At 72.0% G+C, this 17,122-nt stretch carries 14 protein-coding genes; 10 read left to right on the top strand and 4 right to left on the bottom strand.

Translation table 11 applies throughout. The features are described 5' to 3' along the window. Nucleotides 1-92 precede the first annotated feature (92 nt). Nucleotides 93-3,260, top strand: a complete 3,168-nt coding sequence (locus AC07AG_RS38265; protein ID WP_478761477.1) for a bifunctional cytochrome P450/NADPH--P450 reductase — start codon at nucleotides 93-95, stop codon at nucleotides 3,258-3,260. A 79-nt stretch (nucleotides 3,261-3,339) separates the two neighbouring features. Here AC07AG_RS38265 and AC07AG_RS38260 read toward each other — a convergent pair whose 3' ends face one another. Together AC07AG_RS38260 and AC07AG_RS38255 are read right to left on the bottom strand one after the other, a co-directional pair. Then, entirely contained in the window at nucleotides 3,340-3,990 is a 651-nt protein-coding gene (locus AC07AG_RS38260) for an HAD family hydrolase (protein WP_478761302.1), read from the bottom strand. A gap of 10 nt (nucleotides 3,991-4,000) precedes the next feature. Next, nucleotides 4,001-4,576: a PadR family transcriptional regulator gene (locus tag AC07AG_RS38255; RefSeq protein ID WP_478761301.1), complete on the bottom strand. Its 576-nt coding sequence runs from the start codon at nucleotides 4,574-4,576 to the stop codon at nucleotides 4,001-4,003. Between the two features lie 119 nt (nucleotides 4,577-4,695). On the opposite strand from AC07AG_RS38255, the gene AC07AG_RS38250 reads away from it, so the two are divergent. Next, nucleotides 4,696-5,088, top strand: coding sequence for a nuclear transport factor 2 family protein (locus AC07AG_RS38250; RefSeq protein WP_478761299.1), 393 nt, complete (start codon nucleotides 4,696-4,698; stop codon nucleotides 5,086-5,088). Nucleotides 5,089-5,101: 13 nt separating this feature from the next. On the opposite strand, the gene AC07AG_RS38245 is transcribed toward AC07AG_RS38250, so the two are convergent. Further along, a complete protein-coding gene (locus AC07AG_RS38245) occupies nucleotides 5,102-6,103 on the bottom strand; it encodes a LysR family transcriptional regulator (protein WP_478761298.1) in 1,002 nt (333 codons plus the stop codon). A 113-nt stretch (nucleotides 6,104-6,216) separates the two neighbouring features. Here AC07AG_RS38245 and AC07AG_RS38240 point away from each other — a divergent pair, with 113 nt between their 5' ends. The 3 genes from AC07AG_RS38240 to AC07AG_RS38230 all read left to right on the top strand — a co-directional run bounded on the left by AC07AG_RS38240 (nucleotide 6,217) and on the right by AC07AG_RS38230 (nucleotide 8,916). Continuing rightward, nucleotides 6,217-6,912 carry a type 1 glutamine amidotransferase domain-containing protein gene (locus tag AC07AG_RS38240; RefSeq protein WP_478761296.1) on the top strand — a complete coding sequence of 232 codons (696 nt, stop codon included), beginning with the start codon at nucleotides 6,217-6,219 and terminating at the stop codon, nucleotides 6,910-6,912. Between the two features lie 5 nt (nucleotides 6,913-6,917). Further along, nucleotides 6,918-7,484 carry a TetR/AcrR family transcriptional regulator gene (locus tag AC07AG_RS38235; protein ID WP_478761294.1) on the top strand — a complete coding sequence of 189 codons (567 nt, stop codon included), beginning with the start codon at nucleotides 6,918-6,920 and terminating at the stop codon, nucleotides 7,482-7,484. Between the two features lie 88 nt (nucleotides 7,485-7,572). Beyond that, nucleotides 7,573-8,916: an aldehyde dehydrogenase family protein gene (locus AC07AG_RS38230; RefSeq protein ID WP_478761292.1), complete on the top strand. Its 1,344-nt coding sequence runs from the start codon at nucleotides 7,573-7,575 to the stop codon at nucleotides 8,914-8,916. A gap of 158 nt (nucleotides 8,917-9,074) precedes the next feature. On the opposite strand, the gene AC07AG_RS38225 is transcribed toward AC07AG_RS38230, so the two are convergent. After that, complete coding sequence (locus tag AC07AG_RS38225; RefSeq protein WP_478761476.1) at nucleotides 9,075-9,917, bottom strand: TetR/AcrR family transcriptional regulator; 843 nt, start codon at nucleotides 9,915-9,917, stop codon at nucleotides 9,075-9,077. A 123-nt stretch (nucleotides 9,918-10,040) separates the two neighbouring features. Here AC07AG_RS38225 and AC07AG_RS38220 point away from each other — a divergent pair, with 123 nt between their 5' ends. The 5 genes from AC07AG_RS38220 to AC07AG_RS38200 are packed head-to-tail and all read left to right on the top strand — an operon-like array spanning nucleotide 10,041 to nucleotide 16,975. Continuing rightward, complete coding sequence (locus AC07AG_RS38220; RefSeq protein WP_478761291.1) at nucleotides 10,041-11,870, top strand: glycosyltransferase family 2 protein; 1,830 nt, start codon at nucleotides 10,041-10,043, stop codon at nucleotides 11,868-11,870. A 6-nt stretch (nucleotides 11,871-11,876) separates the two neighbouring features. After that, a complete protein-coding gene (gene galE, locus AC07AG_RS38215) occupies nucleotides 11,877-12,941 on the top strand; it encodes a UDP-glucose 4-epimerase GalE (protein WP_478761289.1) in 1,065 nt (354 codons plus the stop codon). 25 nt (nucleotides 12,942-12,966) lie between these two features. After that, complete coding sequence (locus AC07AG_RS38210; RefSeq protein WP_478761288.1) at nucleotides 12,967-14,331, top strand: UDP-glucose dehydrogenase family protein; 1,365 nt, start codon at nucleotides 12,967-12,969, stop codon at nucleotides 14,329-14,331. After that, the gene (locus AC07AG_RS38205; protein ID WP_478761287.1) at nucleotides 14,328-15,290 is read left to right on the top strand and encodes a UDP-glucuronic acid decarboxylase family protein; all 963 of its coding nucleotides are present in this window, start codon (nucleotides 14,328-14,330) and stop codon (nucleotides 15,288-15,290) included. Before AC07AG_RS38210 ends, AC07AG_RS38205 begins: the two co-directional genes overlap by 4 nt. Nucleotides 15,291-15,295: 5 nt before the next feature. Continuing rightward, nucleotides 15,296-16,975 carry a right-handed parallel beta-helix repeat-containing protein gene (locus AC07AG_RS38200; RefSeq protein WP_478761285.1) on the top strand — a complete coding sequence of 560 codons (1,680 nt, stop codon included), beginning with the start codon at nucleotides 15,296-15,298 and terminating at the stop codon, nucleotides 16,973-16,975. Nucleotides 16,976-17,122: the final 147 nt, after the last annotated feature.

Raw genomic sequence — 17,122 nt, 5'->3', positions numbered from 1 at the left:
CCGTACGGCGAAAGGCAGTTGTCACGCCATGCCCCCCCACCACCACCGCACCGCTCCCCCAGGACGCCGGATCCGGCCTCGACGGTGTACCCCTGATCGACATCTCCGCCACCGGGCCGGGGCCCGCCCCGCTGCAGCAGGCCATGGAACTGGTCCGCCGTCACGGGCCCGTGGTGCGGCGGCGGCTCCACGGCCGCGACGCGCTGTTCGTGAGCGATCTCGATCTCGTCACCGAGCTCGCCGACGAGACCCGCTTCGCCAAGCACGTCGGCCCCGCCCTGGAGAACGTGCGCGAGTTCACCGCCGACGGCCTTTTCACCGCGTACAACGACGAGCCCAACTGGGCCCGCGCGCACGACATCCTGATGCCCGCGTTCGCGCTGGGCTCGATGCGTACCTACCACCCGATGATGCTGCGCGTCGCCCAGCGGCTGATCGAGTCGTGGGACCGCGGCGCGAAGGACGGGCTCCCCGTGGACGTGCCGGGCGACATGACCCGGATGACGCTGGACACGATCGGGCTCGCCGGGTTCGGCTACGACTTCGGTTCGTTCGAGCGGGCCGAGCCGCATCCCTTCGTCGACGCCATGGTCCGCTGCCTGGAGTGGAGCATGACGCGGCTGAGCCGCACGCCGGGCAGTGACCACGCGGCGGCGGACGCGGCCTTCCGCGCCGACGCCGACTATCTGGCGCAGGTGGTCGACGAGGTCATCTCCGCGCGGGCCGGTGGCGCCCCGGGCGCCGAACCCGCCGATGACCTGCTCGGCCTCATGCTCAGCGCCGCGCACCCCGGCGACGGCTCCAAGCTGGACACCGCCAACATCCGCAACCAGGTCATCACCTTCCTGATCGCGGGGCACGAGACGACGTCCGGCGCGATGTCCTTCGCGCTGTACTACCTCACCAAGCACCCCGCCGTCCTCGACCTCGTACGGCGCGAGGTCGATGCCCTGTGGGGCGACACGGCCGACATCGAGCCGACCTTCGACGAGGTCGGGCGGCTCACCTACACCCGTCAGGTGCTCAACGAGGCGCTGCGGCTGTGGCCGACGGCCGCGGCGTTCGGCCGGCATGCCCGCGAGGACACGCTGCTCGGCGGCCGGATCCCGCTGCGCGCGGGCCAGGGCGTCACCGTCCTCACGCCGATGCTGCACCGGCAGCCCGTGTGGGGCGACAACCCGGAGCTCTTCGACCCGGAGCGCTTCACCGCCGAGGCGGAGGCCGCGCGCTCCCCGCACGCGTTCAAGCCGTTCGGCACCGGTGAACGGGCCTGCATCGGGCGGCAGTTCGCGCTGCACGAGGCGACCATGCTGCTCGGGATGCTGGTGCACCGCTACCGCCTGCACGACCACGCCGACTACCGGCTCACCGTCAAGGAGACGCTCACCCTCAAGCCCGACGGCTTCACGCTCACGCTGACGCCGCGCACCGCCCCCGACCGCGTGCACGGCGAGCTGCCGGGCAGGACGGCGGGCCCGGCGGTCGCGGAGCCCGATGCCACCGCGCTGCCCGCACGCGTCGCGCCCGGCACGCGCGCGCTCTTCCTGCATGGGAGTAACTACGGCACCTGCCGGGACTTCGCCGCCCAACTCGCCGACGAGGCCGCATCGGTGGGCTGCGAGACGGAGGTCGCGCCGCTCGACGAGTACGCGGGCGCGCTGCCCACCGACCGCCCGGTCGTCATCACGGCCGCCTCCTACAACGGCCGGCCCACCGACGACGCCACGGTGTTCGCCTCCTGGCTCGACGGCGCGCCCGCGGCCACCGCCGAGAACGTCACGTACGCCGTCCTCGGTGTGGGCGACCGCAACTGGGCCGCGACGTACCAGCACGTCCCGACGCGCTTCGACGAGCGGCTCGCGGAGCTGGGCGGCGCCCGGCTCCTGGAGCGGACGGCGGCCGACGCCTCGGGCGATCTCGGCGGCTCCGTACGCGAGTTCACGGCGCGGCTGCGCGGGGCGCTTCTCGAGCGGTACGGCGATCCCGACGCGCTGGACGCCCCGGAGGCCACCGCCGCCTCCGACGCGTACGAGGTGCGCGAGGTGACCGGCGGCCCGCTGGACGCGCTCGCCGCGCGGCACGGGCTCGTTCCGATGACGGTCAGCGAGGCCCACGACCTCACCGCGCCCGGTCACCCCCGCAAGAAGCGCTTCGTACGGCTCGCCCTGCCCGACGGCGTGACCTATCGCACCGGCGACCATCTCACCGTCCTTCCGGTCAACGACCCAGCCCTCGTCGACCGGGCGGCCGCCGCGCTCGGCGTGGACCTGGACACGGTGCTCGACATCCGCGCGGGCCGCCCGCGCCGTGACGGCCTCGCCGTGGACCTCCCCTTGACGGTGCGCCAACTCCTGTCCCACCACGTCGAGTTGCAGGAGCGGCCCACCACTGGCCAGCTGGCCTTGCTCGCCGCCGCCAACCCCTGCCCGCCTGAACGGGCCGCTCTCACCGCACTCGCCGACGATGCCGGGGCGCGCGCGGCCGACGGGCGCACGCTGCTCGAACTGGTCGAGGCCTGCCCGGCCCTGCGCGGGGCACTGGAGTGGGCCCAGCTCCTGGAGGTGCTCACGCCCCTGCGGCCCCGCCACTACTCGGTGTCCTCGTCGCCGGGCGCGCGCCCCGGGCACGCCGACCTGATGGTGTCCCTCCTGGAGGCCCCGGCCCGCTCGGGCAGCGGGCTGCTGTACCGCGGCACGGGCTCCGGGCACCTGGCCGGGGTGCGTCCGGGCGACACCGTCCTGGCCCGCGTCCAGCCCTGCCGCGAGGCCTTCCGCATCGACCACGCGGACGCGGCGCCCGTCATTATGGTCGCCGCGGGCACCGGCCTCGCCCCGTTCCGCGGCACGATCGCCGACCGCGCGGAACTGACGGCCGGTGGAAGCCAACTCCCGCCCGCTCTCTGCTACTTCGGGTGCGATGCGCCGGACGCCGACTTCCTGCACGCCGATGAGCTGCGCGCCGCGGAAGCCGCCGGAGCGGTCTCCCTGCGCCCCGCCTTCAGCGCCGCCCCCGTCGACGGGGTGACCTTCGTCCAGCACCGCATCGCGGCGGAGGGCGACGAGGTGTGGGGCCTGCTGGCCGCAGGAGCCCGGGTGTACGTGTGCGGCGACGGCTCACGCATGGCGCCGGGCGTGCGTGACGCCCTGCGCACCCTGCACCGGGACCGCACGCCGGGAGCCACGGCGGCGGACTCCGAGCGGTGGCTGGACGAACTGACCGCGGAAGGGCGGTACGTCGAGGACGTGTACGCGGCCGGGTGAGGCAGGCAGCGGCTCACGCCGGGTCCGGCGCACCGGGCCCGGCGTGCGTGCCGACTTACGTACCGGCCTCCCTACCGGCCTACTTACCGGTGGCGAACAACTCCCCCAGAGCGCGGGCCGTTTCGTCGCTGTCCACGTGGTGCAGGCTCCGGATGCCGAGGCGTGCCGCGCCGACCAGATTGTGCTCCAGGTCGTCGATCATGACGCAGGCGGACGGTTCGACGCCGAGGCGGTCGCAGGCCGTCCGGAAGATGTGGCGGCCCGGCTTGCGCGAGCCGATGTCGCTGGAGATCACGACGACGTCGGCGAGCGCGTCCAGGTCGTATCCCTGGTAGCAGTCGTCGCCCAGCGCGTTCGACACGATCGCCACCGGGATGCCCTGGGCGCGCAGCCCCCTCAGCGCGGCGAGCATCTTCTCGTCCGGCCGCATCCCCGCCCCGATCGCGGCGACGAGGCCCGCCGCCTCCACCTCCACGCCCTTCTCGCGCAGCCGCCCCGCGATGCCCCGCTCGAACTCGGCCTCGTCCATGCGCCCGCACTCGTGCTCCACGAGGAGCGCCGACGCCTCCGCGTCCTCCCGGAACAGTCGCTCGATCAGCAGCGGATTGTCGCTCACCCGCGCGGAGTACGAGCGGAACGAGTCGAGCACGCTGGTGGTCAGCACACCGCCGAAGTCGGTGAGCACCGCACGCGGCGACGCGTCGGGCCGCACCTCAGGCGCGTCATCCACTTCTGCCTCCTCACATTCCGCCCTTGCCGGCGTAGTTGAATCGTCCGTCGAGGATCTCGAGGACCCGCTCGCCCCAGCGTAGGTTCGACTCCTCAAGGGACCGGCCCGCCATCAACGTGAGGTAGGGGCCGATGCGTTCGGCCTCGCGCAGGTACTGCGCCTCGTCACGGCCGCCGAGGAGGTGGAGGCGCAGCCGTTCGTACCGGGCGAGCTTGCCGCGCGACCACTCCATGCGCTCCTCGATCAGCGCGCGGGTGGCCGCCGGGTCTCCGCCGTCCATCGCCTGCACCTTGACCATGAGTTCGTCCCGGATGGCGATGGGCCGGGGCGGCTCGGCGGCGAAGGCGTGCAGGTCCCGCAGACCGGCCTCGGTGAGCGTGAACATCCGCTTGTTGGGCCTGCGTTCCTGCTGCACCACGCGTGCCTCGATCAGGCCGTCGCCCGCGAGTCGCTCCAGCTCGCGGTAGAGCTGCTGGGGAGTCGCGGACCAGAAGTTCGACACGGACACGTCGAAGATCTTGGCCAGGTCGTAGCCGGACGACTCGCCCTCCAGGAGCGCCGCGAGCACCGCGTACTTGAGAGACATCCGGACACCGTACCTGGACACCGCACACCGATGTGATTACTCTCCTGCACACCTACTCAACAAATTGAATATCAGCCTGATCGCCATCAGTCTGATCAATGATGACGCGAGGTGTGGGCATGCACGCTTTCCGCAAGGCCGTCGAGGCCGACGACCACGAGGCCATCGAGGCGCTCCTGGCCGATGACGTGGTCTTCTCCAGCCCGGTCGTGTTCCGGCCCTACCCGGGCAAGGCCACGACCGCGGCGATCCTGCGCGGCGTCACGCGGGTCTTCGAGGACTTCCGGTACGTACGCGAGATCAACGACGCCTCGGGGCGCGACTCGGCGCTGGTCTTCGAGGCACGGGTCGGCGACCGGCAGATCACCGGCTGCGACTTCCTCCACGTGAACGAGGACGGGCTGATCGACGAGTTCATGGTCATGGTCCGCCCCCTGTCGGCCGCGCAGGCGCTCGCCGAGGCCATGGGCGCTCAGTGGGAGCGGATCACGCGGGAGGCGGCGGGCGCCTAGCCGGCGCCCGCGGCTACCAGGCGCGGGCCGACCGGACGAGGTGGTCGCGGACGAGGGCGACGTGCGGGTTGTCCGCGGATCCGGGGCGCTGCACCAGGTAGCCGGTGTTGATCGGGGCGTCCTCCGGGTCGTGCAGGAGCACCAGGGTGCCGGCGGCCAGCGCGTCGCGGCAGAGGTAGCGGGGCAGCACGGAGAATCCGGCGCCCGCGACGACGGCCGCGAGGACGCCGCGCAGATCGGGGACCGTGACGGAGGCCTCGCAGGCCAGCCGCTTGCCGAAGACGTGGCGCCAGTAGCGGCGGGCGATCGGCAGGTCGTCGGCGTACGTGACCAGCGGGACGCCGAGCAGCACCCCGGGCCCGTCGGCGGCGATCCGCGTGGCGCCGCCGATGCGCTCGGCCCACGAGGCCGAAGCGACCAGGACGAACTCCTCGTCCGCGAGCGGCACGGAGCTCAGGGAGCGCCCACGGGGGCGGGCCGTGGCGATCACCAGGTCGTGCCGTCCCGCCCGCAGCTCGTCCAGGAGCCGGTCGGTCAGGCCCGTCGTCACGCGCAGCCGGACCCCCTTCTCGACCAGCGGGGCGAGCGCGGGCAGCGCGCAGTGGCAGAGCATCTCCGCCGGGCCCGCCAGATGGACGGGCTCCGCGGGGGCGCCGTCCAAGGGGCCGCCGTGCCCGGTGACCGCGGCGAGGGCGTCGAGGGGATCGACGACACGGGCGGCCAGCGCGTCCGCGTACGGCGCCGGGGCGACGCCGCGCGGCAGCCGCTCGAACAGCTCCCGGTCGACCTGCCGCTCAAGGGCCCGGATCTGCGTGGTGACGGTGGGCTGCGAGAGGCCGAGCAGACGAGCCGCAGCGGTGAAGGAACCCGACCGGTACACGGCCAGGAACGTGCGCAGCAGGTTCAGGTCCAGCGGGCCTCCGGCGGCGCTCTGCGCCACGGCCGCCCCGTCAGGACCCTCCGGTGCGGCCACCGGGGCTATTCCCGTCGACCCATCGGAATTCCTATCTCCCATATGGGTCAGCCTATTGGATTTCGTTGGGTACGCCCACCTACCTTCGAGGACAGCACCACCTGACGCTCTGAGCACAGAACGTCAGAGATTCCAGCCAGCCTCGGAGAGACACCATGGCCAAGATTCTGTTCGTCGTGACCGGCGCCGACCACTGGACGCTGGCCGACGGCACCCAGCACCCGACCGGCTTCTGGGCCGAGGAGGCCGTCGCGCCGTACGAGGCGTTCAAGGCCGCGGGACACGAGATCGTCGTCGCGACACCCGGCGGCGTCGTACCGACCGTCGACCAGGCGAGTCTGGCGCCCGAGTTCAACGGCGGCCAGGAAGGCGCCGACAAGGTCGCCGTCACCCTCGCGGAGATCAGCGAGTTCCTGCGGCCGCTCAAGCTGGCGGAGGTCGACCTCGCCGACTACGACGCCGTCTTCTACCCCGGCGGCCACGGCCCCATGGAGGACCTCGCCGTCGACGCCGAGTCCGGCAGGCTCCTCACCGCCGCCCTGGAGTCCGGCAAGCCGCTCGGTGTCGTCTGCCACGGCCCGGCCGCGCTGCTCGCCGCCACGAAGGAGGACGGTTCCAACGCGTTCGCCGGGTACGAGCTCACCGGCTTCACCAATGCCGAGGAGACGCAGTCCGGCTTCGCCGAGAAGGCCAAGTGGCTGCTCCAGGACCGGCTCGTCGCGGCGGGCGCCGACTTCCAGGAGGGTGAGGCCTGGGCCCCCAAGGTGGTCGTCGACCGGAACCTGATCACCGGTCAGAACCCGGCGTCCGCTGCGCCGCTGGCGGCCGAGCTCGTCAAGAAGCTGGCCTGACCCTCATGGGTACCGACCGGCTCGACGAGGTCCTCGACGCCGCCTACGACTCCCTCACGCGGTATGGCGTACGGCGCACGACGATGGACGACATCGCCTCCACGATGGGCGTGTCCCGGTCAGCCGTCTATCAGTACGTCCGCAACAAGGACGACGCCTTCCGCAAGCTCGCCGAGCGCCTGCACTCCGAGGCGCTCGCGCGGGCCCGGCAGGCGGCGGTGGACGACGCCCCCAGCGCCGAGCGCATCCGGGGTGTCCTCGCCGCCAAGCTCGACCTGGTCCTGCGTCTGGCCGGGGACTCGCCGCACTCCGCCGAGCTCCTCGATGCCAAGGCCCGCCTCTTCGGCGACATCTGCCACGACTTCACGGGATCGCTGCGGCGCCTGCTCATCGACCTGTTCACCGAAGCGGGGACCCCGGCAACGGTGGAGCCCGCCGAAGCGGCCGACATCTGCATCGCCCTGGTCATGGGCCTGGAGTCCGTGTCCGGCGCCCGCGAACTCTTCGGGCCCGCCACGGACGCGCTCCTGACCGGCCTCCTCGGCTCGCCGGTCACCACGACGACCGACTGACGACCGGCTGACCGATCCTCCCTCCCCCTCACTCCCCTCTCTTACCCCCATGCACCGGCTCATCTGAGACCTCCCGAGGAGACCCCTCATGCACCACCCCGAAGCAGCCGCCTCCGCAGCGCCCGCCCCCGAGGCGCTCGTCGCCGGGCTCCGTGCCACCTTCGCCACCGGCCGCACCAGGCCCCTGGCCTGGCGTGAGGAGCAGCTCACCCAGCTGCGCTCCCTGTTCACCGAGCACCGCGAGGACATCGCGGACGCCCTGTACGCCGATCTGCACAAGCCGCGCACCGAGGCGTACACCGCCGAAGTCGACTTCCCCGTACGGGAGATCGACCACACGCTGGCCCATCTGGAGGAGTGGCTGCGCCCGCAGCCGCTCGCGTCCGGCGCCCTGGCGGGGCTGCCCGAGGGAACCACCGCAGGTACGCAGTACGAGCCGCTCGGCACCGTCCTGATCATCGCGCCGTGGAACTACCCCGTGCAGCTCCTCCTCGTCCCCCTGGTGGGCGCGCTGGCGGCGGGCAACACCGCCGTCCTGAAGCCGAGCGAAGTCACCCCGGCCACCTCGGCGTTGATCGCCCGCCTCGTCCCCGAGTACCTGGACACGGACGCGGTCGCCGTCGTCGAGGGCGGCGTGCCGGAGACCACCGCGCTCCTCGCCCAGCGCTACGACCACATCTTCTACACCGGCAACGGCGCCGTCGGCCGCATCGTGATGCGCGCCGCCGCCGAGCACCTCACCCCGGTCACCCTCGAACTCGGCGGCAAGTCACCGGTGTTCGTGGACCGGGACGTCGATGTGGCCGCCGTCGCGACGCGTCTCGCCGAGGCCAAGTTCCGCAACGCCGGGCAGACATGCGTCGCCCCGGACTACGTCCTCACCGACCCGGACACCGCCCCCGCCCTCGCCCGGGAGCTGCGTACGGCCGTGGAGCGGGTGTTCGGCACGGACCCGAAGTCCTCGGAGACCTACGGACGCATCGTGAACGAACGGCACTTCGACCGGGTCTCCGCTCTCCTCGGCTCCGGGACGACCGCGTTCGGCGGGCAGAGCGACCGCGACGACGTCTACATCGCGCCGACCGTGCTCACCGACGTGAAGCCCGACGAGCCGGTGATGCAGGAGGAGATCTTCGGTCCCGTCCTGCCGATCGTGAACGTCGACGGTCTCGACGAGGCCATCGCCTTCATCAACGACCGCGACAAGCCGCTCGCCCTCTACGGCTTCACCGAGAACGAGACGACACGGCAGCGCCTGGCCGCGGAGACGTCGTCGGGCGGGCTCGGCTTCGGCCTTCCGATGGCTCATCTCCGCGTCCCCGAGCTGCCGTTCGGCGGCGTCGGCGAGAGCGGCGTGGGCAACTACCACGGCCCGCACTCCATCGCCACGTTCAGCCACCGCAAGGCCCGGCTCGACGTGCCGCTCGCCTGACTCCCGGCCGCTCGCTGTGGCGGCCCTGTGCAGTTTCCGCCCTCCCTGTGCTCCTCTCGGCCGCCGCGCCATAAGCTGCGCGGTCGATCAACGCGACGCCACCGTCCAGGTCGTTCGCGTTCCCCGATGTGGTCGAGGAACGTGGGACGCCGGCCGCCTCATGACCCGAGCAACGCGTCGAGTCCCGCAGTCAGTTGCTCGGGACCGCCCTGCCCGTCCAGGGAGATGGCCGTGGCGCGCAGCCGTGGAAACTCCTGGGCGGGCATGCGGTGCAGGCCGAGCCGGAATGCCGGGTCCGGTTCGCCCGGCTCGTCGTCCATGGCCCGCAGTTCCACGAGGAGGTAGCCGAGCAGCCACGCAGTGAACGCCCGGTGGACCCGCACCGTGCGGCGGTCGCCCAGACCGGCGTCATGGAGCAGGGCCAGGATCCGCTCGTCGCTGCGCAGCACGGCAGCGGGGCGGCGGGCCAGCGGGGTGGACAGCAGGCGGGTGGCGAGCAGCGGGACCATGTTCGGGTGCCGTTGGGCGACGCGGTAGGTGGCGAGTGCGATGCGGTGCAGCTCCCGCCTCCAGTCGTCTGCCTGAGGCTTGGCAGGGGCTTCGGACTTGTCGGCGGCTCCGGGCTTGGCAACGCTGGGCCTAGCGGCTCTGGGCCTGGCGGCGGCTTCGGGCCCGGCGGCGACTTCGGGCCCGGCCGCGGCTTCGGGCCCGGCGGCGGCCAGATCGCCCTCCAGCTCCTGGCAGAACGCCTCGACCAGGCCGTCGAGCAGAGCTCCCTTGCCCGCCGCGTACCGGTACAGGGCCATCGCCTCCACCCCCAGCTCCGCGCCGAGCTTGCGCATGCTCAGGCCCGAGAGCCCGTCGCGGTCGACGACGTCCAGGGCCGCGGCCAGGACGCGCTCCCGGCTGAGCCGTCCATAGCGCCCCCGGTCACTAGCGCGCCGCCCCTCGGTCGCGGCCTCCCCTTTCCCCTTCGGCTTGCCCGCCGCCTCTTTCGGCATGTCCGCCGCCTCCGCCTCTCTGGCCCCCTTGACCTCAGGGAACATCGGGTGCAAAGTCGTACATATACGACGTAAACGTACGTAGTCAGCGTACAGCGTCAGACCTCTCAGGAGCGTCTCGCCATGACGCACAGCGAGCCGATGTCGACGGATCTGGTCCAGGTGGAGCGCGATCTCGCGCGGATGTCGGACGGCAACGTCGTCCGCGTCACCGCCGGCGGCCCCGTCTTCGGACATCCGTTCCCGGTGCGCACCGTCCGGCCGACGACCTTCGTGCCCGCACTCCCCCGGCACGACCGGGCCGCGCTCATGGTGATCGCCGCGGGCTGGGGGCTGAGCTTCCTGTGGTTCTGGATCTGGTGGCTGCAGCCGGAGCACCGCGTCGGCTGGGCGGGCCTGATCATCAACAGCGCCCTCCTGCTCTACCTCACCGGCCTGCCCTGCTACTTCTTCGTCACCGCCCTGCGCCTGCGCCGCGTCGACCCGCACCTTCCGGTCCCCGCGCTGCCGGTCGCCTTCGCCGTGACCCGCGCCCCCTCGGAACCGTGGCCCACCGCCCGGCAGACGCTGGAGGCGATGCTGGCCCAGGACTTCCCGCACCCCTACGACGTGTGGCTGTGCGACGAGGACCCCACCGAGGAGATCACCGGCTGGTGCCGCACGCACCGGGTGCGGATGTCCTGCCGCCGCGGCGTGGACCCGTACCACCGCAGCGACTGGCCGCGCCGCACCCGCTGCAAGGAAGGCAATCTCGCCTACTTCTACGACAACTGGGGCTACCGCCGCTACGACGTGGTCGCGCAGCTCGACTGCGACCACGTGCCCGCGCCGACCTACCTCTCCGAGATGGTCCGCCCCTTCGACGACCCCGCCATCGGCTACGTGGCCGCGCCCAGCATGTGCGACGCCAACGGCGCGGTGTCGTGGGCGGCCCGGGGGCGGCTGCACCGCGAGGCCGTGTGGCACGGCGCGGTGCAGCTCGGCCACAGCGACGGGCTCGCGCCGATGTGCATCGGCTCCCACTATGCCGTGCGCACCCGCGCGCTGCGGGACATCGGAGGCCTCGGCCCCGAGCTCGCCGAGGACTTCTCGACCACGTACCTGCTCAACTCGGCGGGCTGGCACGGCGCGTTCGCCATCGACGCCGAGGCGCACGGGGACGGGCCGCTCACCTTCGCGGACATGGTCACGCAGGAGTACCAGTGGTCGCGGAGCCTGACCACGATGCTCCTGGGTCTGCTGCCGCGCCATCTGCCCCGGCTGCCCCTCGTGCTGCGGCTGCGTTTCGCGTACGCCCTCGCCTACTACCCGCTCCTCGGCCTGATGATCACCGCGGGACTCACCCTGCCGCCGATCGCCGTCCTCACCGGCCTGCCGTGGATGAACGTCAACTACTTCGACTTCCTGATCCACTTCTGGACCATGCCCGTGTGGCTGCTCCTGACCCTGTACCTCATGCGCCGCTGCGGAATGCTCCGCCCGCGCAACGCCCCGCTGATCAGCTGGGAGACATGGCTGTTCGCGCTCGCGCGCTGGCCCTTCGTCATCCTCGGCCTGTTCGGCGCCGTCGGGCAGAAGCTGCGGCGGCGGCCCGTGACCTTCAAGGTCACGCCCAAGGACACCGGCGGACCCCGGCCGCTGCCCACCCGGCTCATCCTGCCCTTCGTCGCACTGGCCGTCTCCCTGTCCTCGATCGCCCTGATCGGCGAGCTGACAAGCCCCTCGGCCGGCTACGTCTTCCTCTGCCTGCTCGCCGCCACGACCTACGCGGCCGTCGCCCTCGCTGTCCCGCTGCTCCACGTGCGGGAGGCGGCACGGGCCGCGGACGTCCGCTTCACCCGCGCGCTGGCCCCCGCACGGCTGCCGCTGGCCCTCGGCCTTCTTGCGGCACTGCCGGTCGCCACCGCCCTCGTCTTCTACCCGGCGTACGCCGCCGCCGTCCTGAGCTGGTGAACGGCCATGAGCGCACCCTCCACGATCCTCGTCACCGGCGGTGCCGGCTTCATCGGGAGCCACACCTGCGTCGAACTCCTCGACCACGGCTACGAACTGATCGTGATCGACGACTACTCCCACAGCACCCCGCAGGTCTTCACGCGGGTGGAACGGATCGCCGACCGCTTCGTCGGCGCCGTCTATGAGCTGGACATCCGTGATCGGCGCGCTCTGTCGGCCGTCTTCGACCGCCACTCCGTGGACGCCGTCGTGCACTTTGCCGCGCACAAGGCCGTGGGCGAGTCGACACGGATGCCCATCGAGTACTACGACACCAACGTCGGTGGCACGACCGCGCTGCTGCAGGTCATGCGCGAACACGACGTGCACCAGCTGGTGTTCTCCTCCTCCTGTTCCATCTACGGCGACGCCGGGCGCGGGCCGCTCGACGAGTCGACCCCCGCAGGCCCCACCAATCCGTACGCCGCCTCCAAATGGATGTGCGAGCAGGTGCTCGCCGACGTGTGCGCACGCTGCCCGGAGTTCACCGTGCTCGCGCTGCGCTACTTCAACCCCGTCGGCGCCCACCCCAGCGGCCTCCTCGGCGAGGACCCGGGCGGCGTCCCCGACAATCTGATGCCGTACGTGGCGCAGGTCGCCGTCGGACGGCGTGAGCGGCTCCCCGTGTTCGGCGACGACTACCCCACGCCCGACGGCACCGCGATCCGCGACTACCTCCACGTCATGGACACCGCCGAGGCCCACCGCATCGCCCTGGACCACCTCGCCGACGGACCGGGCCTGCGGGTGTTCAACCTCGGCGTGGGCACGGGCCGTTCGGTCCTCGACGTGATCTCCGCCTTCAGCACCGCCTGCGGAAGGGCCATCCCGTACCAGATCATGCCGCGCCGCCCCGGCGACGTCACCGAACTCGTCGCCGACGCGGGCGCGGTGGCGCGCGCCTGGGGCTGGCGGCCCACCCGGGACCTGCACGACATGTGCCGGGACGCATGGCGGTTCCAGCAGCTCAACCCCCATGGATACGCCGGCCCCGGCCGGCACATCAACGGCAAACACCACAGCACGTGAGGCACGACCCGTAAGGAGCGACGTCATGCGGATGACAGTGATCGGCACCGGTTACGTGGGAACGGTGCACGCCGCGTGCATGGCCGACATCGGCCACCAGGTCCTCGGCATCGACATCGACGCCGAACGGATCGCATCCCTGTCGGCGGGCCGGGCGCCCATCCACGAGGACGGACTCGACGAACTGCTCGCCAGGACCGTCGCGTCGGGCAGGCTGCGCTTCTCCACCTCGCTCGCCGAGGGCGCCGCGTTCGCCGGGACGCACTTCATGTGCGTGGGCACCCCGCAGCGCCCCGACAGCAAGGCGGCCGACCTCCGGTACGTGGACTCCGTCGTGGACGGCCTGGCCCCGCATCTGCCGCCCGGCAGTCTGATCGTCGGCAAGTCGACCGTGCCGGTGGGTACGGCCGCACGGCTCGCCGAGCGCCTCGCCGACATGACGCCCGGCACGGAGGTCGCCTGGAACCCCGAGTTCCTGCGCGAGGGCTCCGCGGTCGAGGACACCATGCGGCCCGAGCGGCTCGTCGTGGGCGTGACGTCGCAGCACTCCGAGGCGGTGCTGCGGTCGATCTACGCGCCGATGATCGCCTCCGGGGTGCCGTTCTTCTGCACCGACCCGGCGACGGCGGAGCTGGTCAAGGTGGCGGCGAACTCCTTCCTCGCCACCAAGATCTCCTTCATCAACGCCATGGCCGAGGTGTGCGACGCCGCGGGCGCCGACGCGTCGGTCCTGGCCAGGGCCATCGGCGCGGACTCGCGGATCGGCCCCCGCTTCCTCGAACCGGGGCTCGGCTTCGGCGGCAGCTGCTTCCCCAAGGACATCCGGGCCTTCGCGGCCCGCGCCGAGGAGATCGGCGCCGGTGAGGCCGTGGCGTTCCTGCACGAGGTCGACCGGATCAACACCCGGCAGCGGCCGCGCACCGTCGAGCGGGCTCGCCGTCTGCTCGGCGGCTCGTTCACCGGGCGCAGGATCGCCGTGCTCGGTGCCGCGTTCAAGCCGGGCAGCGACGACGTCCGCGACTCGCCCGCCCTGGTCGTGGCGGCGGCCCTGCACCAGCAGGGCGCGGAGGTCCGCGTGCACGACCCGGAGGCCGTCGACAACGCGCGCGCCGTCCATCCCGAGCTGGCCTACGCCCTGGACGTCGACAAGGCGTGCGAGGACGCCGACCTGGTCCTGCATCTGACCAACTGGCCGGAGTACCAGGACATCGACCCCGCCGCTCTCGCCGCGCTGGTGCGCACCCCCGTCCTCCTGGACGCCCGCAACAGCCTCGACCCGCGGTCCTGGTCGGCGGCCGGCTGGGCCGTGCACGCCCCGGGCCGGCCGCGGCTCTCCTCGCCCATCCCTTCCAAGGCCAAGGTGGCCGCGCTCGCCGGAGGTGCGTCATGAGGGTCGTGGTGACGGGCGGCGGCGGATTCGTGGGATCCCATCTGTGCGAGGCCCTGCTGCGCAGAGGAGACACGGTCTGCTGTCTGGACAACTTCTGCACCGGTGAACCGGAGAACGTCGCCCACCTGCGCGGCGCGCCCCGCTTCCGGCTGCTGCGCGCCGACGTGACGGAGCCGTTCGACGTGCCGGGCCCCGTGGACGCCGTCGCCCACCTCGCGAGCCCCGCGTCCCCGCCTGACTACCACCGCCTCGCCCTGGAGACCCTGGCCGTCGGCAGCCGCGGCACCGAGAACGCCCTGCGCCTGGCGCAGCGGCACGGCGCCCGCTTCCTGCTCACCTCCACCAGCGAGGTCTACGGCGACCCCGAGGTCCACCCGCAGCCCGAGGAGTACTGGGGCCACGTCAATCCGGTCGGCCCGCGCAGCGTCTACGACGAGGCCAAGCGGTTCGCGGAGGCGCTGGCCACGGCGTACCGGCGCAGCCTCGGTGTCGACGTCGGCATCGTGAGGATCTTCAATACGTACGGTCCGCGGATGCGGCCGCACGACGGACGCGTGGTCTCCACCTTCGTCCGCCAGGCCCTGGCGGGCAAGCCGCTGACCCTCTACGGCGACGGCAGCCAGACCCGCAGTTTCTGCTACGTCGACGACCTCGTCCGGGGCCTGATCGCGATGCTGGACAGCGACCGCGGCGGACCGGTGAACCTGGGCAATCCCAGCGAGCGCACCGTCCGCGAGCTCGCGGAGCTCGTCCTGCGCATCACCGGATCGCCCTCGCGCATCGCGTACCGCCCGCTGCCCGTCGACGACCCGACCCGCCGCCGCCCGGTGATCAACCGGGCCGTGGAACAGCTCGGCTGGATGCCGCGCGTCCCCCTCGACGAGGGGCTGCGGCGCACGGTGGCGTGGTTCGCCACGCGGTCCGGACCGCCGCTCGCGCGGATACCGGTGGAGGCCTGATCCCCATGCGCAGGAAAGCCGCCTCAGCCGCCGCCAGGCGCTGCACCGGCCCTGGCGTCCTCACCGCCGCGATCGTGCTGATCGGCGCGAGCGGCTGTGCGGCCACGCCCCACTACGTGCCCGAGACCAAGGCCGCCGGCACGTACTACGTCAGCCCCGAGGGCGACGACGGGAACGACGGCTCGTCGCCCGGCCGGGCCTGGCGGACCCTCGCCCGTGCCGAGCGCGTGGCGCTCGAACCCGGCGACCGGCTGCTGCTCGAAGGCGGCGCCCGGTTCACCGGCACCATCACCCTGAACGACAACGAGGCGGGCAGTGCGGAGCGGCCCGTGGTGGTCGGGTCGTACGGCGAGGGGCGGGCGGCGGTCGAGGCCGAGGACTCCCCCGGAATCTCCGTGCACAACACGGCGGGCGTGGAGATCCGCGATCTCACCGTGAAGGGGGACCGCGCGTCCTACGCCCGTGACGGCGGCATCAATCTCTACGCCGACCGTCCTGGCGGCGGAAAGCTGGACCGTGTCTCGGTCTCCGACGTCACCGTCTCCGGTTTCCAGGTGGGCATCGCGGTCGGCGGCATCGAGAAGGGCAACGGATTCAAGAACGTGACGGTACGTCAGGCCGAGCTGCACGGAAACAAGGACGCCGGCCTCCTGACGTACGGCCCGCAGTTCGACCCCGGCCAACCCGCCTACGCACACGAGGACTTCTCCATCTCGGACGTCGACGCGTACCGCAACAGCGGCGATCCCGAGGCGGTCGAGCGCCACACCGGCGACGGCATCATCCTCGGCGCCGTGCGCCACGCCACGGTGCGCGACTCCAGCGCCCACGACAACGGATCGACATCGGCCACCGAGGCACCGTCGGGTCCGGTGGGCATCTGGGCCTACGACGCCACGGACGTGCTCCTGGAGCACAACACCGCCTACCGCAACCACACGGGCTCCGACGTCGACGGTGCCGGGTTCGGCTTCGACGAGAACGTCTCGCGCTCGACGATGCAGTACAACCTGGCGTTCCACAACGACGGCCCCGGCTTCTACGCCTACACCAGGAAGGCGAACGGCGCGCACACCGACAACACGATCCGCTACAACATCACCTCCGACGACGGCCGCAAGCTGCCGCGCTTCGGCGGGCTCGCCGTCTACGGCCACGACGTGCGCAACCTGCGGATCTACCAGAACACCGTGGTCATGACGGCTCTGGAGAACGGAAAGAGCGGTCCCGCCCTGCGCCTGATGGACGGCGAGACGGGCGTCACCGTGCGCAACAACACCTTCGTCACCGACGGCTCGCCGCTGGCCCTGGTGGACCGGGGACTCACGGCCGAGAACGCCCTCCTGCAGGGCAACAACTACCGTGCGCCGCAGGGGCAGTGGGCCCTTCAGTGGGGCGATCACGCCTACACCGGCCTCGACACCTGGCGGAAGGCGACAGGCCAGGAACGCGTCGAAGGAAAGCCGTCCGGCCTGACCGTCGACCCCTGCTTCGCCGGGGGCGAGCTGCCCGCCATCGGATCCCCCGGCGACGCGCACCGGTTCGCACCGGACTGCGACGCCCTCGCGGACAAGGGCCTCGACCTGCGCAAGCTGTTCGGCATCGACCCCGGGTCCGTCGACTACTTCGGCCAGGCAGTCGGTACGCCGCCGCCGGTCGGGGCGGCTCTGCCGCCGACCGACTGAAGATGCAGGCGTCCGCCGCCCGTGCCTACGATCGTAGGAGCGAGACCCCGGGTTGACGCGTGTTCTCGGCCGGGTGTCCCTGCCACGCAGGGAGGCGCTTTGCCATTGCTTCGGGCACATCCTCGGGGACACCCGCGCGCCCATCGG

Source organism: Streptomyces sp. NPDC044044 (assembly GCF_056434405.1).
Note: the sequence above shows the minus strand (reverse complement) of the source record. Positions and strands in the feature narration are given on the sequence as shown.